Genomic DNA, 17927 nt, shown 5'->3' with positions numbered 1-17927 from the left:
GATGCAAAGACGCGCAACGTGAACTATGGCGTCTACCTGAACGAGACGCTTTCGCTGACCCCGCAGTGGACACTCACGCTATCGGGGCGCTACGACTGGTCGAGCGCGCGCATTGGCGACGAGAGCGGCTTGCAGCCGCTGCTCGACGGCTATCACACGTTCTCGCGCTTCAATCCGGCCGTGGGGCTCAACTGGAATCCGCTGCCCGCTGTCACCGTCTATGCGACTTACAACGAAGGCATGCGTGCGCCGACTGCGATCGAGCTGGCCTGTGCCGACCCGGCGGCGCCGTGCTCGCTGCCGAACGACTTCGTTGCCGACCCGGCACTTGCGCCGGTGATCTCGAAGACGTTCGAGGCGGGCGCGCGCGGCCGAATCGGCGAATCGACCACCTGGAGCGCCGCCGCGTACCGCACCACGCTTTCCAATGACATCGAATTCGTCAGCGAAGCAGGCAGTACTCAGGGCTATTTCCAGAACGTCGGCAAGACGCGCCGCCAGGGGATCGAGCTCGCGGGTCACACCACGTTCGGTCCCGTCGGGGTCAGCCTGAATTACAGCTACGTGGAAGCAACCTACCGCTCGACGTGGACTGAGCAGAGCGCGGCGAATTCGGCGGCCAACGCGAACGGCATCGTGACGGTCAAGCCGGGCGACCATGTGCCGGGCATTCCGGCCCACGCAGTCAAATTGCGGCTCGACTACGCCGCGACGGCGAAGTGGAGCCTCGGCACGAACGTCACGTGGCGCAGCGGCGTGTATGCGCAAGGCGACGAAAATAATCAGGACATCAATGGAAAGATCGCGGGCTACCTCCTCGTCGATCTCGATACGCGCTATCACATCACGAAGCGGCTGGAGGTGTACGCAAACATTACGAACCTGTTCAACAGGCGCTATGCGAGCTTCGGTGTGCTCGGCCAGAACTTCTTCAACGGCCCGGGCCACACATTCGACGGCGCGAATCCCGTGAACGAGCAATTCGTCGGTCCGGGTGCGCCGCGCGGCGTCTGGGTGGGTCTCCATTACGCGTGGGACTGAGAGCATGCGCGAATCGGGGTGAGTCCGCATTTCGCTATGCGGGCGATCTGCGGTATTACTGACGTTTGGCGAACGTCGCGGCATGCATTCGTGAGGCGTGCAGTCTTGCATACGGTTCGCTTACATAGCGTGTTGCGCGTCGCGCGCGCGTTCGGCGCAAACCGGTTGGCCCGGAGCTTGCTAAAAGAGACATTGAAATGTCCGGCAAGGCACCGGTCAATGGTGGAGGAGATCATGCGCGACGACGTTCATCGGCTTGCCGGGCAGGCAGCCGTATTGCCCAGTGGCTGGCCAGCGCCGGCAATCCAGAAAGCGCACGAACGCTCGGAAACGTTCGGATTGCGAGCTTCAGCGAGACCCGATTACGACGTGCTCTCGGGCGCAGGGCTCGAACTGAAGCGCGAACAGAACCGCGTGCTGTGCGTCCATGCGACGCCGGTCATGGAGACGCTGCACGAGCAGATCGTCAACACGCAAAGCATGATCGTGTTGACGAACGCCGAAGGCCTGATCCTGCATTCGATCGGTGATGACGACTTCCTGCAGCGCGCGGAAAAGGTCGCCTTGCGGCCCGGCGCGAACTGGGCCGAGGACCGGCAGGGCACCAATGCGATCGGCACCGCGCTCGCCGAGCGCTGTGCGATGGTGGTCCACGGCGACCAGCACTACCTTGCGGCGAACCGCTTCCTGACCTGTTCGAGCGTGCCGATCTTCGATCCGTACGGCGACGTGATCGGCGTGCTCGACGTGACGGGCGACCACCGCAGCTATCACCAGCACACGATGGCGCTCGCGAGGATGTCCGTGCAGATGATCGAGAATCATCTGTTCGAGACGACTTTTCAGGAAACGCTTCAGGTGTCCTTTCACGTCCGCCCGGAGTTCCTTGGCACGCTGATGGAAGGGATCGTCGCGTTCACGAGCGACGGTCGTTTCCTCTCGGCGAACCGCAGCGCGCAGTTCCAGCTAGGCATGTCGCTCGCCGCGCTGCGCGCGCATACGCTGTCGTCGCTGTTTCAGACCACGAGCGCACAACTGATCGACCGCGCGCGTGCAAGCCTCGATCCGCTCGTGACGCTGAACGTGTCCAACGGCGCGGTTGTCTGCGCGCGCGTGCAGTTCAGGCGCGCAGCGCTCGCCGAAGGCAGCCGGCCGGTTGACGTACATGCCACTGCGCGTTCCGTCGTATGCGCGGCCGCGCAGCCGGCGTCCGCTGGGCTCTCCCGGCTCAGCTATCTCGACACGGGCGACCCCCAGGTGGCGCTCGTGATCGCGAAGGTCCGCAAGGTGATCGGCAAGGACATCCCGGTGCTGGTCACCGGCGAAACCGGAACGGGCAAGGAACTGCTCGCGCAGGCCATTCACAACGATTCGCCGCGCCGCGACCAGCCGTTCGTCGCGGTGAATTGCGCGTCGATTCCCGAGACGCTGATCGAATCCGAGCTGTTCGGCTACGAGGAGGGCGCTTTTACGGGCGCGCGCCGCAAGGGCGCGGCGGGCAAGCTGTTGCAGGCGAACGGGGGCACGCTGTTTCTCGACGAAATCGGCGACATGCCGTACCCGCTGCAAGTGCGCCTCCTGCGCGTGTTGCAGGAGCGCGTGATCAATCCGCTCGGCTCGACGAAGTCGATTCCCGTCGATATCGCCATCATCTGCGCAACGCACCGCGATTTGCGCGAGATGATCGCGCAGAGCCGCTTCCGCGAGGATCTTTATTACCGGCTCAATGGCCTCGTGGTTCGTTTGCCGCCGCTGCGCGATCGCACGGATCTCGCAGTTGTGATCGAGAAGCTGCTGCATCGCGAATCGCAAGGGCGTGCGAACCAGCAGCCGCTCAGCGTCGCGCCGGACGTGATGGCCCTGTTCGAGCGCTGCGCGTGGCCTGGCAACTTCCGGCAACTCGGCAACCTGCTGCGTACCGCCGCGGCGATGGTCGACGATGACGGGCAGATACGGCGCGATCATCTGCCCGACGACTTCTTTGACGATCTGCGTTGCGGCGCCAGCCCGCAGCCTTTGCCGGACGCGCTAGCCGCGGCCGATGCGTTCGTACTGGAGGATGCGCGACTGCAGGACGTCACCGTTACGATGATCGCGGCCACGCTCGCACGGCATGGCGGCAACGTATCGGCCGCGGCGCGGGCACTGGGCGTGTCGCGCAATACCATCTACCGCAAGATGCCCGCCGTGGATCCCACGCGCGGGTCCGGCGACGCGTAACGCGTTCGGCGCCTCATATCGAGGCTGCTCACCTGGCATTTCCGCTGTCACACGGGTGTTTCGTCTTGCAGCACCCGTGTTCCAAAACGCAACACCGCTTGCCACGCGGACGCTTTACGTGTCCCGCATTCGACTTCTTTACGTCTGCACAAACAAGGGGTTTCCACGAGGACGCCCTTCACACGCGGTGCGCATGCCGTGCACGCTCTCAGGATCGACATCGGCACAGCCCTTGCTTTGAAGAGATCGACCGCACATCCATGCGGTACTTCAACCCAATCGCAAACAAGGAGACACGTCATGCAATGGACAACCCCCTCATACACCGACCTGCGTTTCGGCTTTGAAATCACGATGTATATCGCCAATCGCTGAACATGAGGCTGCATGCCGTCTTCCAGACTCTGGAGTCGAAGCGGGCGGCATGCGAAGCGAACGATCATGAAGATCAGGATACTGGGCTCGGGTGCGGGCGGCGGCCTGCCACAATGGAACTGCAACTGCGCGAACTGCCGGCGTGCGCGGCAATCGGGCGGCGATCTGCTGCCGCGCACGCAGTCTTCGATAGCAGTGAGCGGCAACGGCGTGGAGTGGGTGCTCGTCAACGCTTCGCCGGATCTGCTCGCACAGCTGCGCTCGCATCCCGATCTGCAGCCGGCGCGCGCGATGCGTGACAGTGCTATCGTGGCCGTCGTGCTCTGCGATGCGCAGATCGACCACGTGACGGGTCTCTTGATGATGCGCGAACGCACCTCGCCGCTGCCGCTCTATGCATGCGCGCCGGTGCTCGACGACCTTTCGACCGGGCTGCCGCTCGTTCCACTGCTCGGCCACTATTGCGGCGTGCAAACGCATATGGTCGTGCCGGGCGAGCCGTTCTCGGTTGCTGCCTGTGAGGGTATCCGCTTCACCGCGATACCGGTGGAAAGCAAGCCCCCTCCCTATTCACCGCGCCGTGAGTCGGCGGCGCCTGGCGATAACATCGCACTCCTGATCGATAATCTGGACACTGGAAGGCGTGCGTTCTACGCGCCGGGGCTCGCCCAGATGAACGCCGACGTGCTTGGCGCCATGCGCGGCGCGGACCTGGTGCTGGTTGACGGCACGTTCTGGACCGCGACTGAGATGATCGATCTTGGGCTCTCGACGAAGCATGCGGCCGAAATTGGTCATCTCGCGCAGCGAGGCGAGGACGGCCGGCCGGGCATGATCGACTGGCTCGATACGTTGCCGCGTGGCACGCGCAAGGTGCTCACGCATATCAACAACACGAATCCGATTCTCGACCCGCGTTCCGTTGAGCACGCGCAATTGCGCGCACACGGTATCGACGTGGCCCGAGACGGCATGCAGTTCGAGGTATGACGATGAACGCACCGATCATGTTCCATCAAGCGCACGATATGCCTTGGAGTGCGAAGGAATTCGAGTCGAAGCTGCGCGCGCTCGAAGCGGGTTATCACATCCATCATCCGTTCAACCAGCGGCTCAACAGCGGATGCTGTTCGCCCGAGCAGATTCGCGGCTGGGTCGCGAACCGCTTTTACTACCAGGTCAATATCCCGCTCAAGGACGCAGCGATCCTGTCGAATTGCCCGGACCGCGAGACACGCCGCCGCTGGATCCAGCGGCTCGTCGACCACGATGGGCGGGGCGACGACGAAGGCGGCATCGAGGCCTGGGTGAGGCTCGGAGAGGCGGTCGGGATTGACCGCCCGACGATGTGGTCGCAGCAGCATGTGTTGCCTGGCGTGCGCTTCGCGGTGGATGCCTACGTGAACTTCGCGCGCCGCGCGCCGTGGCAGGAGGCAGTCTGCTCTTCGCTCACCGAAATGTTCGCGCCGCATATCCACCTCGAGCGGCTTGCCGGCTGGCCCTCCCATTACCCATGGATCGAGCCGCAAGGGCTTCAGTATTTCCGCAGCCGCGTGCCGCTCGCGCAGCGCGACGTCGAACACGGGCTCGAAGTGACGCTGAGCCATTTCCGCACGGCGAGCGAGCAGCGGCGCGCGCTCGACATCCTGCAGTTCAAGCTCGATATCCTCTGGTCGATCCTCGATGCGGTCGAAAAGGCATGGCCCGTATGAATTCGATTGCGCCTGATGCAGGCAGCGGCGTGCCGCTGCGTCCCCGCTTGCGCGGCATGTACCGCCTGCAGTGGGAGGCGACGCAGAACGCTTACGTGCTGCTCTATCCCGAGGGCATGGTGAAGCTCAATTCGAGCGCCGGCGAGATACTCGCGCGTTGCGACGGTGCGCACGAACTCGACGAGATCATCGAAGAGCTCGAGCGCCTGTTCAGCACCTTCGAACTCGCGCCGGACGTCTACCGGTTTCTCGATCACGCGCGGCTGCGCGGCTGGCTCGACTGACATGGCACCCGACACTTCCCACACGCCGCCGTTGTGGCTGCTCGCCGAGCTGACTTACCGGTGCCCGCTGCATTGCGCGTTCTGCTACAACCCCGTCGACTTTGCGCGGCACGGCGAAGAACTCGACACCGATAGCTGGCTCGCGACAATTAGCGCCGCGCGCGAACTGGGCGCCGCGCAGATTGGCTTTTCTGGCGGCGAGCCGCTGCTGCGCGATGATCTGGAAACGCTCGTCGCCCATGCGCGCAAGATTGGCTTCTACACGAACCTGATCACGTCAGGCGTTGGCCTGAATGCCGCGCGCATCGAGCGGCTCAGGGAGGCCGGGCTCGACCATATCCAGCTATCGCTTCAAGATTCGACGCGCGAGCTCAACGACTTCCTCACGAGCACGCGCACATTCGAGCTCAAGCGCAATGTTGCGCAGCTCATCAAGGCGCATGGCTATCCGATGGTCCTCAACTGTGTGCTGCACCGGTTCAATCTGCCGCACGTGGGGCAAATCATCGAGCTGGCGCTCGAACTCGGGGCCGACTACCTCGAACTCGCGAACACGCAATACTACGGCTGGGCAAGGCTGAACCGCGACCAGTTGATGCCGACCGCCGAACAGCTGCACGAGGCCGAGGAGACCGTGAACCGCTATCGCGCCCGCATCGGCGAACGGTGCAGGATTCTTTTCGTCGTGCCCGACTACTTTGAGCAGCGCCCGAAAGCGTGCATGAACGGGTGGGGGACGGTGTTTCTCGGCGTCGCGCCGGACGGCGCGGCACTGCCGTGTCATGCGGCGCGCTCGCTGCCGGGCCTCGTGCTGCCCAACGTGCGCGACGTGCCGCTCAGGCAGATCTGGTACGAGAGCGATGCGTTCAACGCGTTTCGCGGCGACAGCTGGATGCGCGAGCCCTGCCGAAGCTGCGACGAGCGCCATGTCGATCATGGCGGCTGCCGCTGCCAGTCCTGGTTGCTAACGGGCGATCCGGCCGCGGCCGACCCAGCGTGCGCGAAGTCGCCGCATCACGATCGGATCGTGCAGGCAGTGGCGCTTGCAAGAAAGCCGAAACGCGACGACGAGCGGCCACTCGTGTTTCGCAGCAAGCAGAACTCGCTGGCGCTTTGAACGGAGAATTTTCATGGGCTCGGTCGTCGCGCGCCTCGATGATGAAGATGGCGCGATGCCTCGTAAGCGTGCGGTCGCGCGGCCGGACCCGAGGCGGCGCCATGCAGCGATTATCGTCGTGGTCGCGGGCGTGGTCGCGCTGCACGCCGCGCTGTTCGCCCTGCTGGTGCGCAACGCGCCGCCGCCGCACGCCGAACTGGTGCGAGTGACGACGATTGCCGCCGCAATCATCGCTCCGATGCAGGCGATGTTGCCGGAGAGCGAAGGAGACGCGCAAACACCGTCGGCTGGCCGGCCAAATCATGAAACAGTGCGAAACATTACTGCGATGCCGCAGGCGCGTCCCGCGCCGCTGACGCATGCGAGAGACCTGCCCCGTCCAGCAGCGCCAGTGTCCGCGGCGGCCCCGCCGCCACACACTGAAACGCCACCCGAAGCAGCGAGGCCGCCGCAAGCTGTTGCCGAGCCGCAGTCGCGGGCCACGCGGGCCGATCATGCGGCGCAAGCGCAAGCGCAAGCGCAGTCGCAAGCGCAAGCCGCGCCGTCCGATCATGCACCGGAGCCGCAAGCGCTTGCCGCGCCGGCTCGCGACGCACCGCGTCGCGTCGCACATCTCGACTGCGCACTGGCGAAACCCGACTATCCCGCGCAGTCGTTGCGCCGGGCGGAGGCGGGCACAGCCGTCATCGAGCTCGAAACCGCCGTGGACGGGCGTGTGTCGGCCGCGCGTGTCGTTTCCAGCAGCGGCTATGCGCGCCTCGACGAGGCGGCGCGCGACGCGGCGCTCGTGAGCCACTGCCAGCCCTATATGGAGGATGGCAGGTCTGTGCCGGTGCGGGCCGACGTGCCGGTCACGTTCAATCTCACCGAATGAAACGGAGGACGTCATGCCAACGTATGGAATCACGCACCTGTGGGCCCAGGGCGATCCGATGACACGCTTCATCGCGGTGTTGCTGGTCGCGATGTCGATCGCTTCCTGGTCGGTGATGGCATTGAAGGCGATCGAGTTCGCGAGCTTGCGTCGCCACGGAGGGCTCGCGCAGCGGCGCTTCTGGGACGCAAGCGGAATCGCCGATGGCATGGATACGCTAGGCCGGCCCGGTACGCCGTTCTTCGATCTGGCGAGCGCTGGCCAGCGTGTACTCGCACACCATGAGGCCAGCGGTATCGAGCGCCGCGCGCGCAGCGACCTCAGCGAATGGCTGCTGCGCAGCCTCAGAGCTTCAGTCGGCGAGAGCTCGATGCGTCTGCAGCGCGGCCTGGGCCTGCTGGCCTCGATAGGCAGCACTGCGCCATTCGTCGGGCTGCTCGGCACCGTGTGGGGGATCTACCATGCGCTGCTGGCGCTTGGCGCGAGTGGCGACGCGAGCATCGAGCACGTGGCGGGGCCAGTGGGCGAGGCGCTCATCATGACGGCGCTGGGCTTGTGTGTCGCGATTCCGGCCGTACTCGGCTATCAAACGCTCGCGCGTCTGTCTCGCGATATCGTCGCGCAACTCAATCGCTTCGCGTACGGGCTGCATGCGCAGTTGTTGACGGGCGCCGCGCCACCGGTGCTGACGAGCGTGCGGGAGCGGGTATGAGCGACGATCTGGATTTCGATGACGAAGCGATGCCGGCCGCGGATATCAACATGACACCGCTGATCGACGTGATGCTGGTGCTGCTCGTCATTTTCATGCTGACGCTACCGGCTTTGCACCATGCCGCGAACCTCACCTTGCCGCGGGCGAACAGCCAGCGCGAGCAACTGGCGACGCCGCACATCGACATCGTCGTCGACGCAGCGGGTCATATGCGCTGGAATGCGCAGCCCGTTCAGGAGTCCAGTCTTGCGGCGCGCCTCGCGGCAGCCGCGCGGCTCGCGCCGCAGCCCGAGATCCGGCTCTGGGCTGACCGCGCGACGCCGTATGGGCACGTCGCCAGGCTGCTCGCGGCTACGAGCGCCGCTGGGCTCGCGAACGTCGGCTTCGTGACCGAGCCGACCACCGCCAAACAGGAGGCGCAGTAGGCGGTCCATGGGCGTCGAATCGAATCCCGCTTTGTCGGTCAATCCCGGGTGCGCAGGAACGCCAAAGTGCACTGCGGGTTCGCTGTTCCAGGCCACAGCTTGCCGTCGGGTGGTCACTGTAGATCGCCGATTCGCGCCGGCTGGCTGAACGCAGGCGACCCATGACAGCGTCGCCTGCATCTTTGCGCTCAACGCAGCGACCTAAACGTCGCGCGGACCTCCTCCGAGAAAGCTTGCGGTTGCTCCCAGGCCGCAAAGTGTCCCCCTTTGGGGAGACGGTTAAAGTGAATCAGCCTCGGATACGCTTTTGCCGTCCAACTTTGCGGGGCGGCGTAGATTTCATCCGGAAAGACGCTGACGCCAACCGGGATGGCAACGTGCTTCGGGGCGAAAAAGTTGAGCTTGTTTTCCCAATACAGACGAGCCGAAGAAATGGCCGTGTTCGTGAGCCAATAGAGCGTGACGTTGTCGAGAATGTCGTCTCGCGTGAGACCCTCGGACTTGCCGTCGAACACGCGTGCGATCAGTGCCTGGCTGCTGGCGTCGTGGTCGAGCATCCATGCGGCGAGGCCGACCGGTGAATCTTCGATCCCGTACAGTGATTGCGGACGGTTCGCCATCTCCAATGCGTAGCCAAGGCCGTGCTTGTAGAAATAGTCGAGCTGATCGAAGGCGTGCTTCTCGTCGGCCGAAAGGCCCGCTGGCGCCGGCTCGCCCAATTTGAGCGCCGCTGCAATATTGTCCGGCACGGTGGCCGGCATGTTGGTGTGAATGCCCAGCAGTTCGGGCGGCGCCAGCAGGGCCATCTGCTCCGTGACTGCATTGCCCCAATCGCCGCCTTGCGCGACATAACGCGTGTATCCGAGACGCTTCATTAGTACGATCCAGGCGCGTGCAATGCGAGCAGGATCCCAGCCGGTCGCTGTCGGTTTGCCTGAGAACCCGTAGCCCGGGAGCGACGGAATCACGACGTCGAAGGCGTCCGATGCTGCATCGCCATGGGCCGTTGGATTGGTCAGCGGATCGATGATCTTCAACTGCTCGATGATCGAGCCGGGCCATCCATGCGTGATGATCATCGGCAACGCGTTCTCATGTTTCGAACGAACGTGGATGAAATGAATGTCGAGCCCATCAATCTCGGTGACGAATTGCGGCAGCGCGTTCAGCCTCGCTTCGACTTTTCGCCAGTCATAATCAGCCGCCCAATAGCGAGCGAGCTCCTGCATTGTCGCGAGTTGAACGCCCTGCGACGCGTCAGGCACCGTTTCGCGCTCAGGCCACCTCGTCGCGTTGATTCGCCTTTTCAAATCGATGAGTTGCGATTCCGGCGCATGCACACGAAGTGGACGAATAGCGGTCTTGTCACCGCCGGGCGACTGCGCGACTTCAGCGACGGCGTGATTCGTCTCTGCGAAAGCGAGCTGGCTCAATGCGCCCGCTGCAATGGTGGCCGCAGCCACGCCAATGAAGCGACGGCGTGACGGGGTCTGGGGAAGGATATTGTCTGGCATGCAAGCTCCTGTTGCCAATGAGTACGAGTGACGGAGCGATGGATGCAGCAGCAACTCAATATCCCGAGCAAACACTTCCGCGATTGCGCAATCGAGCCGAATCTACACAAGCTGCCGGTTGGCCGGCCTTACATCGTTACCGCCTTGATCAACCACACACCGGGGTCCGTGGTAGTGCAAAGCATTGTGTGTACGCAAGAACTTCGGGTAAACGCCTGCTATAGAAGAACAGTTGTGTCGGTCGGGAACAAGTTCGTCATACTGCTCCCAACAGGAGGCGGTTACGTGCGCGCGGATGAACATGCGGCACAGAACCAGGCTGAGCGCCAGCCGCAGCCGGGCGTACCCAAGGGCACTCTGCGCGAACAGACCCTTTGAGTAAATGTGCACAGTAAAGAAACAGTTGTGTCTGGCGGGAATCAATTCGTCTATCGCGTTGCAGTAGCCTATGAACCCAGTTGGTGGATGGCGGCTCCTGCTGCATTCAGCTTGTCCCCACTATTGGATCGGCGCTACACCCGCCGCCATTTATAGAGGAATTCAAATGAATATCGATTCAATTCGAGGCAATGCCTTTGCGATGCCGGTTCACAATCCTGCCTATCCTCGACCGCCGTATCGCTTCATCAATCGGGAGTACTTTATTATTTCGTATGAGACCGATTTCGATGCGTTGCGCGCGGTCCTGCCGGAGCCGTTGCATCCGGAAGACGATATCGTGCATTACGAATTCATTCGCATGCCTGATTCGTCGGGCTTCGGTGAGTACACCGAGAGTGGCCAGGTCATTTCCGTGCGCGACCAGCAAGGGCGCCTTGGCAGCTATACGCATTCGATGTATCTGGATGACGAGGGGCCGATTGCCGGCGGCCGGGAAATCTGGGGCTTCCCGAAGAAGCTGGCCCGGCCGAGGTTGAGTGTCGACGGCAATGACACGTTGCTCGGCACGCTCGACTACGGCACACAGCGTATCGCAACCGGCACGATGGGCTTCAAGCACGTGCCGATCGATATCGAGGCCGAACGCAGAAGGCTTGCGGAGACACCGAATTATCTTCTGAAAGTCATCCCGCATGTTGATGGTTCGGCGCGCGTATGCGAACTCGTACGTTTCTATTTGCGCGATGTGAGCGTGCTCGGGGCATGGACGGGTCCCGCCGCCCTTGAATTGCATCCTCACGCGTTGGCGCCCGTCGCCGATCTGCCGGTGAGGCGAGTAGTCGGCGCTCGCCATGTAATTGTCAATCTCACGCTGGACGTCGCCGAAGTCGCGTTCGACTATCTGGCGCCGACTGGGGCCGCGAAGCTCGCGCTCGACCAGTTGGAGTCTGTGAACCTATAGGAAGGAAAGCAACATGCCATTGAAGAACAAGGTCGCGCTCGTCATCGGCGCGGCAGGCGTAATTGGTTAGATATGCGAATTAAGTCTGGTGCGTATTGGGCCGCAGTGATCATTGCAGACCTGAATCTCGCGAGTGCCACGGCGGGCTTGACGTGCTCGTGTCGAACTCGGGTATCCAGATTATTGCGCCGATCGACGAACAGGGTTTCGTGACGCATGAGCTGCATCGTCAGCCCGGCACCGTATCGCAAACTGCTCGTGACACGCCGGTCGCGGCCGTAGCGGTGGGGCGAAAAATCGCCGCTGGATAGGGGTAATATCAGGTGCTGGCGCTGCCACCGACCACACCGGCACGACTTCTTGCCGGCGACGCCGTGTGGCGCAAGAGCTGGCCCGCATTTTGACAACGTGTAACTGGCTGAGGAGACGAACCATGGCCCGGCTGCTATCGGTGAACGTTGGACTTCCGCGCGACATGGCGTGGAAGGGGCGCACTGTGCGCACCGGAATCTGGAAGACGCCGGTACAAGGTCGTTGTCGTGCGAGGCGATTGAATCTGGATGGAGACGGGCAAGGCGATCTGGCTGGACACGGGGGCGAGCACCGGGCTGTCTTCGTCTATCAGATCGAATCGTATCGCTATTGGCAAGAGCAGTTGAACCGGACGGACTTCGTCTACGGACAGTTCGGCGAAAATTTTACGGTCGAAGACATGCCCGACCTTGCGGTGTGCATAGGCGACCGCTATCGGATCGGAAGCGCATTGTTCGAGGTCACGCAACCTCGTGTCACCTGCTACCGTGTCGGTATTCGAATGAATGAGGCCCGGATGCCGGCATTCCTGACTGCGAGCGGCCGGCCGGGGTTCTACTTTCGCGTCCTGGAGGAGGGTGAAGTAGGCGCCGGCGACGAGATCGTGAAGGTAGGAGAGGCCAGCGAGCGAATGACTGTCACTGAAATCAACGCGCTCTTGTATTCAGCCGATCATCCGCGCGACGGACTGGAGCGCGCTTTGCGAATCGAGGCGCTTTCCCCGGGATGGCACGGGTCGTTCGATGCGTTGCTGCAGAACTGCATTACAGGAGCATCGACAGGAAATGTCGGCCTTACACCTGCAATCGCTTCATATCCCGTTGCACCAGGCTTTCGACCGCTCAAGGTTACGGCGATCGAACAGGAATCGGCAGACGTCTTCTCGCTGACATTCGGGAGCACGGACGGACTACCGCTGCAGAGCGCCTTACCCGGCCAATACGTGGTGCTACGCCTCGTGCCGGTCGTAGGAGGGCCATCGCTTTTCCGCAGCTACTCGCTTTCGGGTTCTATTTCGACAGAAAGCTATCGGATCAGTGTGAAGATCGAGCCGCACGGTGCGGCGGGAACCTACCTGCGCCAGCATGTCCGGTCGGGTGACGTGCTCGACGTCAGCGCGCCGCGCGGAAGTTTCATTCTTGAGCCAGGGGACGCCAAAGTAGTACTCCTAAGCGCTGGCATTGGCGCGACGCCTGTGCTGGCAATGTTGCATGCGCTTTCCGCGGCTCGATCGACGCGACAGGTGTTGTGGATGCACATGGCGCACGACGGGCCACATCACCCGTTCGCTGCCGAAACCCGGCGTCTGATGGCCAGCCTGCGCCATGGCCGCTGCTATATCTGCTATAGCGCGCCTAACTCGCGCGACCAGGCGGGCGCGGATTTCGACGCGACCGGCCATGTGTCGCAAGCGATGCTCGACGAGGCGGGTGTCTCCCGAGAGGCGCACATCTATTTGTGCGGACCGCCATCCTTCATGGCGGACATGAAAAAGGCGCTTGCGAACCTGGGTGTGGCTGCGCAGCAGATTCACGCGGAAATTTTCAACGGCGGCGAGCCCTCGAATCCTGGTATCGTCAACAGCTCGGTACGTGCTCCGCATCCACCCAAAGACGAGGCGAAAGAGGGGCCACTGGTCTCGTTCTCGCGCAGTGGCATTGCCGCACGGTGGAATGCTTCGGCTTACGGGAGCATCCTGGAGTTGGCGGAGGCATGTGACGTCCCGGTCCGCTGGGCCTGCCGCGCCGGTGTCTGTCACAAATGCGAGAGCGGGCTAATCTCTGGGCCCATCGCGTACCAGCCTGATCCGCTCGAACTGCCTGCCAGAGGAAATGTCCTGATCTGCTGCGCCTCGCCGCGCAATGACGTGGTAATCGACATCTGAGCGGCGCTGCAAGTATGGGAAGGGGTGCTTTTTTCTATGTTCTGCGAGTGGTTTGCAGATGGGGCGCCACGCGGCGTGTAAAGCCGTAGGTGCGAAAGAGGCGCGGACCGATGCATCTCCATATGTAGAAGATCGATATGTTTAATTCTTCTGATAAAGTATCTTCAACTGTGGATAATGCAAGGAGTGAATGTGGCGAAACTGACAACGAACGACCTGACCGGCGAACGCTCTCCTAGCCGGCTCTTGCGTCGCATTCACAGATTGTTGGTAACGCGCGTCGATTCGCTTTTCGATGACGAGCATTTGACGCTCGTTCAGTGGACCGCGTTAAAGCTGATCCGCGACGGTACGGTCACGACCGCAGGGGAGTTGTCCCGCTCAATGGGCATTGCGACTGGCGCTACGACCCGGCTCATCGATAGTCTCGAAGAACTCGGCTACGTAAAACGTGACCTGAGTTCATCCGATAGACGGGTGGTCCGTCTGGTGCTCACGAAATCCGGGGAGGCGAAACATGCCGAAAGGGTGCCGGTCATGGTCGCCAGCTGGAATGAGATTCTCGCCGATTTCAAGAAGCAGGAGGCGGAGGAACTGATCCGTCTTCTTGCAAAGCTCCATGACTCCATGGAGCGCGTCATCGAGACGAACAGCCGAGGCGATGGAGACGACGCCGATTGAGCCGAGTGCCGTCTCCATCCGCTCGCACGGCACGTGCCGGCACTAGTCGGCTGCCGCTACGTGCTCCGCCGGCTTCGGCTTGCGCGTAATCCAGACCACCAGCACCATTGCCATCGCCATCCAGCCGCTGGCATAGAAGATGTCCAGCGACGACAACAAATAAGCCTGATTGACGGTCTGACGCATCAGGGCTCCGGCAGCCTGCAACGGCGTCATGCCGTGAGCCTGAAGTTGCGCGGTAGCCTGGCGATACAGCGGCGAGAAGGGCGTGCTCGATTCGACCAGCCGGCTCTGATGCAATGCCTCGCGCCGATCCCAGAACGTCGTAATCAGCGAAGCGGCAAAGCCTCCCGACGTGATGCGCGCAAAGTTCGAAAGCCCGGTTGCAGACGGAACGCGCTCAGGCGGTATGCCGTCGAGCAGGATATGCAGAAGCGGCACGAAGAACATGCTCAGCGCAAAGCCTTGCAGGAACAGAGGCAGCGCGAGCGTCCAGAAAGTGGCATCCGGCGTGTAGTAAGAGCGCAAGAAGAAGCCCGCCGCATACGCCAGAAAGGAGCCGGTCGCCATCCAGCGCGGATCTACCTTCAGCCGCCCGACCGGCGTCGTCATCAACACCGCGACGAGACCGCTCGGCGCCGCCACGCACCCGGCCCACGTTGCGGTATATCCCATCTGCTCCTGCAGCCAGAGTGGCAGCAAGACATTGTTGGAGAACATCAGCCCGTATCCGAGGCAAGTTGCCAGAACGCCGAAGCAGAAGTTGCGCCGCTTGAACAATGTCAGGTCTACCGCAGGCCTGCTTTCGGTGAGCTCCCAGATCACCCAGGACACAAAGCCCAACACTGCGCAGATCGCGAGGACAACGATGAGCGTGCTGTTGAACCAGTCGCGGTCTTTGCCCAGATCGAAGAGGGTTTGCAGGCTGAACACCCAGAACACGAGCAGACCCATTCCCACTTTGTCGATGGGTAGCTTGCGCGTGGGTGTGTCGCGCTTCGCGAGGAATTTCCACGTCACGAGGCCGGACACCAGTCCCACGGGCAGATTGATCAAAAAGATCCACCCCCAGTGAAAATTATCGGAGATGTATCCACCGACCACCGGGCCGAGAACCGGAGCGGACATCGCGGTCATCGACCAGATGCCAAGGGCCGTTGAGCGTTTCTGCGCAGGGAAAATGGCGAGCAGCAACGCCTGGCTGCCGGGAACCATCGGGCCCGACACCGCGCCCTGCAAAATGCGGAACACGATCAGCGACGGCAGGCTCCAGGCGATACCGCAAAGAAACGACGCGATCGTGAACGCGAGTACCGCCGCCGTGAAGGTCCGGACAACACCAAAGCGACCCATGAACCAGCCGGTGAGCGGCACCGTGACGCCATTGGCAACGGCGAACGACGTAATCACCCAGGTACCGCTATCGGTACTCACGCCGAGATTTCCGGCGATGGTTGGAAGCGATACATTCGCGATGGTCGAGTCGAGCACCTGCATGAAGCTGCCGAGCGCAAGCGCAACGGAGGTCAGGCTCAATGCGATGCCTGCGAGCGGTGCAAGCGTCCCGCCGCTGCGGGCGCTGTCGCTCATGGTTTGCGCCCCGCATTCTCCGCAATGATTTCGCGGATGCGCGCGTCCAGCTTTGGGCCGCCATCGAGGCTTGCCACTTCGCCTCCGGCCGGCGGCGCACTGTTCGCCACGAAGGGCCCCGAGCTGTCGGCGGTTTCGACCTCTACGTCGACCGACAAACCCACTCGCAGCGGCGTCTTTTCCAGTTCTGCGGGGTCGAGCGCAATTCTCACCGGAACCCGCTGAACGATCTTGATCCAGTTTCCAGTCGCATTCTGCGGCGGCAGGAGAGAGAAGGCATTGCCGCTGCCCGCGCCCAGACCTTCAACGTGACCATGGAATACGACCTTCCCGCCATAGACGTCGGTCGTGATCGTGGCGGGCTGACCGACACGAAGATCCGCGAGCTGGGTCTCGCGAAAATTGGCGTCGACCCATAGGCTGTCGAGCGGCACCACGGCCATCAGTGGCGTGCCCGCCGCAACCTTTTGACCAAGCTGCACGGTTCGTTGTGCGACTACACCGGACACAGGCGCCACGATGTGCATGTAGCTGGCGTCGATGCCCGCTCTTCGCACCTCGGCGATCGCGCCCAGCACTTGCGGGTTGGTTTCGATCGTCGTTCCGGACAACGTGCTGGTGGCCTGCGCTTGACGTGCCTGCGCCAGATCGAGTGCCGCGCGACTCGTTGTTACCGCGTCGGCGGCATGGCTCAGGTCTTCACCGGAAATCGCGCCCGCTGCCGCCGCGTCCTTGCGCCTGGCGTAATCGCTCTGCGCCTTTGAGAGGTTTGCTTTGGCCTGCACGATTTCAGCGCCCGTCTCGTCGACCTGCGCAGAATTGACGCGAACGGCGCGAACCGCACGCCCAAGCGCGGCCTCGGCCGCGTCGAGTTGCACGTTGGCCATGGCCGGATCGAGTTCGATCAACGGCTGTCCGCGAAGCACGCGCTGTGTGTTATCGGCATGGATGGCGAGAACCGTACCCGCTTCGCGCGCGGTCACCGCCACGATATTGCCGCCCACGTATGCGTCGTCTGTCTCCTCGAATGCCGGCGCAAAATAACGCATAACCAGACAAACGAGCGCGGCGATGCCCACAGCGAGACCGAAAATCATGAACAGCCGCTGCCGGGTTCGGAGCTTGTTGCTGTCACCGGGCAGTTTGGGGTCGGGTGCAGAGTTGGATCGGGCCGTGCCGGCCGTCAGCGTTGTTTCAGTCACAGTGATTTGCCCGACGGGGAAGTCGTCGCAGTCGATGGGTTAGGGATAAATCCGCCGCCAAGCGCGGCGATCAGTTGTACGCGACGGATCAAGCCTTCTGCCTGCAAATCGACTCGTTCCTGTTCGGCTTCAAGAAGACGAAATCCGCTATCGATGGCATCCAGCTTCGACCCGAGTCCCGTCGACGTGCGAACGGCGTCCAGCCGCACGGTGTCGCGCAAACCGGCTACGATGCGGTCCTCCTGATCGAGGTCGGCATCGCTTAACCGGACCTGAGTCAATGCGTCGGCCGATTCGCGCACGGCGCGAAGAACGGAGTCGTCATAGTTCGCAACCGCGACGTCGAGATCCGCGCTGGCGCGGCGGCCCTCAACTCTGCCTGCCGCGCCTGAGCGAGCAAGGTTTCAGCTGTGCGTTGATCGAACTCGCTGGCCAGCGCGTATCTGGCCTTGCTTCGTGTCAGCGCCAGCGCTTCCTCGCGCGTTTTCACGAATTCATTCGTAACCCGAATCAATTGCTGCGCCCTCGCCAGCCCAATATAGGTCTGTGCGATGCTGGCGGAAATGATCAGGCGGGCTTCGGCCGCATCCAACCCCGCTGCTTCGGCATCTGAACGCGCAATCGCCACGACCGCCTTC

Annotated in this window: 18 protein-coding genes and 1 pseudogene; 14 read left to right on the top strand and 5 right to left on the bottom strand. The window is 62.6% G+C overall.

Annotated features, from left to right (window positions below; translation table 11 throughout):
* From VMJ11_RS22080 to VMJ11_RS22035, 10 genes are all read left to right on the top strand, one after another.
* Nucleotides 1-1041: TonB-dependent receptor domain-containing protein (locus VMJ11_RS22080; RefSeq protein WP_325621757.1), on the top strand; the 1041-nt coding region annotated here is incomplete at its 5' end.
* A gap of 234 nt (nt 1042-1275) precedes the next feature.
* Nucleotides 1276-3261, top strand: coding sequence for a sigma-54-dependent Fis family transcriptional regulator (locus VMJ11_RS22075; RefSeq protein WP_325621755.1), 1986 nt, complete (start codon nt 1276-1278; stop codon nt 3259-3261).
* Nucleotides 3262-3561: 300 nt separating this feature from the next.
* Nucleotides 3562-3636 carry a pyrroloquinoline quinone precursor peptide PqqA gene (gene pqqA, locus VMJ11_RS22070; protein WP_006485436.1) on the top strand — a complete coding sequence of 25 codons (75 nt, stop codon included), beginning with the start codon at nt 3562-3564 and terminating at the stop codon, nt 3634-3636.
* A 66-nt stretch (nt 3637-3702) separates the two neighbouring features.
* Complete coding sequence (gene pqqB / locus VMJ11_RS22065) at nt 3703-4626, top strand: pyrroloquinoline quinone biosynthesis protein PqqB (protein WP_325621753.1); 924 nt, start codon at nt 3703-3705, stop codon at nt 4624-4626.
* 2 nt (nt 4627-4628) lie between these two features.
* Nucleotides 4629-5348, top strand: a complete 720-nt coding sequence (gene pqqC, locus VMJ11_RS22060) for a pyrroloquinoline-quinone synthase PqqC (RefSeq protein WP_414694449.1) — start codon at nt 4629-4631, stop codon at nt 5346-5348.
* On the top strand, nt 5345-5632 hold the full coding sequence (pqqD, locus tag VMJ11_RS22055; protein ID WP_325621761.1) for a pyrroloquinoline quinone biosynthesis peptide chaperone PqqD: 288 nt from the start codon (nt 5345-5347) through the stop codon (nt 5630-5632). Before pqqC ends, pqqD begins: the two co-directional genes overlap by 4 nt.
* A 1-nt stretch (nt 5633) precedes the next feature.
* Nucleotides 5634-6749, top strand: coding sequence for a pyrroloquinoline quinone biosynthesis protein PqqE (pqqE, locus tag VMJ11_RS22050; protein ID WP_325621749.1), 1116 nt, complete (start codon nt 5634-5636; stop codon nt 6747-6749).
* Between the two features lie 13 nt (nt 6750-6762).
* Nucleotides 6763-7623: an energy transducer TonB gene (locus VMJ11_RS22045; protein ID WP_325621747.1), complete on the top strand. Its 861-nt coding sequence runs from the start codon at nt 6763-6765 to the stop codon at nt 7621-7623.
* A gap of 13 nt (nt 7624-7636) precedes the next feature.
* Complete coding sequence (locus VMJ11_RS22040) at nt 7637-8335, top strand: MotA/TolQ/ExbB proton channel family protein (RefSeq protein WP_325621745.1); 699 nt, start codon at nt 7637-7639, stop codon at nt 8333-8335.
* On the top strand, nt 8332-8763 hold the full coding sequence (locus VMJ11_RS22035; protein WP_325621743.1) for a biopolymer transporter ExbD: 432 nt from the start codon (nt 8332-8334) through the stop codon (nt 8761-8763). Before VMJ11_RS22040 ends, VMJ11_RS22035 begins: the two co-directional genes overlap by 4 nt.
* Before the next feature lie 188 nt (nt 8764-8951).
* Here the strand turns inward: VMJ11_RS22035 and VMJ11_RS22030 are convergent, their stop codons facing one another.
* Nucleotides 8952-10277 carry an epoxide hydrolase gene (locus VMJ11_RS22030; RefSeq protein ID WP_325621741.1) on the bottom strand — a complete coding sequence of 442 codons (1326 nt, stop codon included), beginning with the start codon at nt 10275-10277 and terminating at the stop codon, nt 8952-8954.
* A gap of 42 nt (nt 10278-10319) precedes the next feature.
* On the opposite strand from VMJ11_RS22030, the gene VMJ11_RS22025 reads away from it, so the two are divergent.
* From VMJ11_RS22025 to VMJ11_RS22010, 4 genes are all read left to right on the top strand, one after another.
* Nucleotides 10320-10655 (top strand): hypothetical protein, encoded by a 336-nt coding sequence (locus VMJ11_RS22025; protein WP_325621739.1) that lies wholly within the window; start codon nt 10320-10322, stop codon nt 10653-10655.
* 166 nt (nt 10656-10821) lie between these two features.
* Nucleotides 10822-11619: an acetoacetate decarboxylase gene (locus VMJ11_RS22020; protein ID WP_325621737.1), complete on the top strand. Its 798-nt coding sequence runs from the start codon at nt 10822-10824 to the stop codon at nt 11617-11619.
* A 433-nt stretch (nt 11620-12052) separates the two neighbouring features.
* Complete coding sequence (locus tag VMJ11_RS22015) at nt 12053-13816, top strand: MOSC and FAD-binding oxidoreductase domain-containing protein (protein ID WP_325621735.1); 1764 nt, start codon at nt 12053-12055, stop codon at nt 13814-13816.
* A 192-nt stretch (nt 13817-14008) separates the two neighbouring features.
* A complete protein-coding gene (locus VMJ11_RS22010) occupies nt 14009-14497 on the top strand; it encodes a MarR family winged helix-turn-helix transcriptional regulator (protein ID WP_325621733.1) in 489 nt (162 codons plus the stop codon).
* Nucleotides 14498-14539: 42 nt separating this feature from the next.
* Here the strand turns inward: VMJ11_RS22010 and VMJ11_RS22005 are convergent, their stop codons facing one another.
* The 4 genes and pseudogenes from VMJ11_RS22005 to VMJ11_RS21990 all read right to left on the bottom strand — a co-directional run bounded on the left by VMJ11_RS22005 (nt 14540) and on the right by VMJ11_RS21990 (nt 17917).
* The gene (locus tag VMJ11_RS22005) at nt 14540-16087 is read right to left on the bottom strand and encodes a DHA2 family efflux MFS transporter permease subunit (RefSeq protein WP_325621731.1); all 1548 of its coding nucleotides are present in this window, start codon (nt 16085-16087) and stop codon (nt 14540-14542) included.
* Nucleotides 16084-17289 (bottom strand): efflux RND transporter periplasmic adaptor subunit, encoded by a 1206-nt coding sequence (locus VMJ11_RS22000; protein ID WP_325621729.1) that lies wholly within the window; start codon nt 17287-17289, stop codon nt 16084-16086. The genes VMJ11_RS22005 and VMJ11_RS22000 overlap by 4 nt, the downstream gene beginning before the upstream one ends.
* Nucleotides 17286-17615 (bottom strand): annotated as a pseudogene (locus VMJ11_RS21995) (hypothetical protein); the annotation flags it as partial. The pseudogene VMJ11_RS21995 and the gene VMJ11_RS22000, both read right to left, overlap by 4 nt.
* Nucleotides 17567-17917 (bottom strand): TolC family protein, encoded by a 351-nt coding sequence (locus VMJ11_RS21990; protein WP_325621759.1) that lies wholly within the window; start codon nt 17915-17917, stop codon nt 17567-17569. The gene VMJ11_RS21990 and the pseudogene VMJ11_RS21995, both read right to left, overlap by 49 nt.
* Nucleotides 17918-17927 lie beyond the last annotated feature (10 nt).

Origin of the sequence: Paraburkholderia sp. (assembly GCF_035501035.1) — a bacterium.
GTDB lineage: Bacteria > Pseudomonadota > Gammaproteobacteria > Burkholderiales > Burkholderiaceae > Paraburkholderia.
This window is presented reverse-complemented; position numbering and strand designations above follow the sequence as displayed.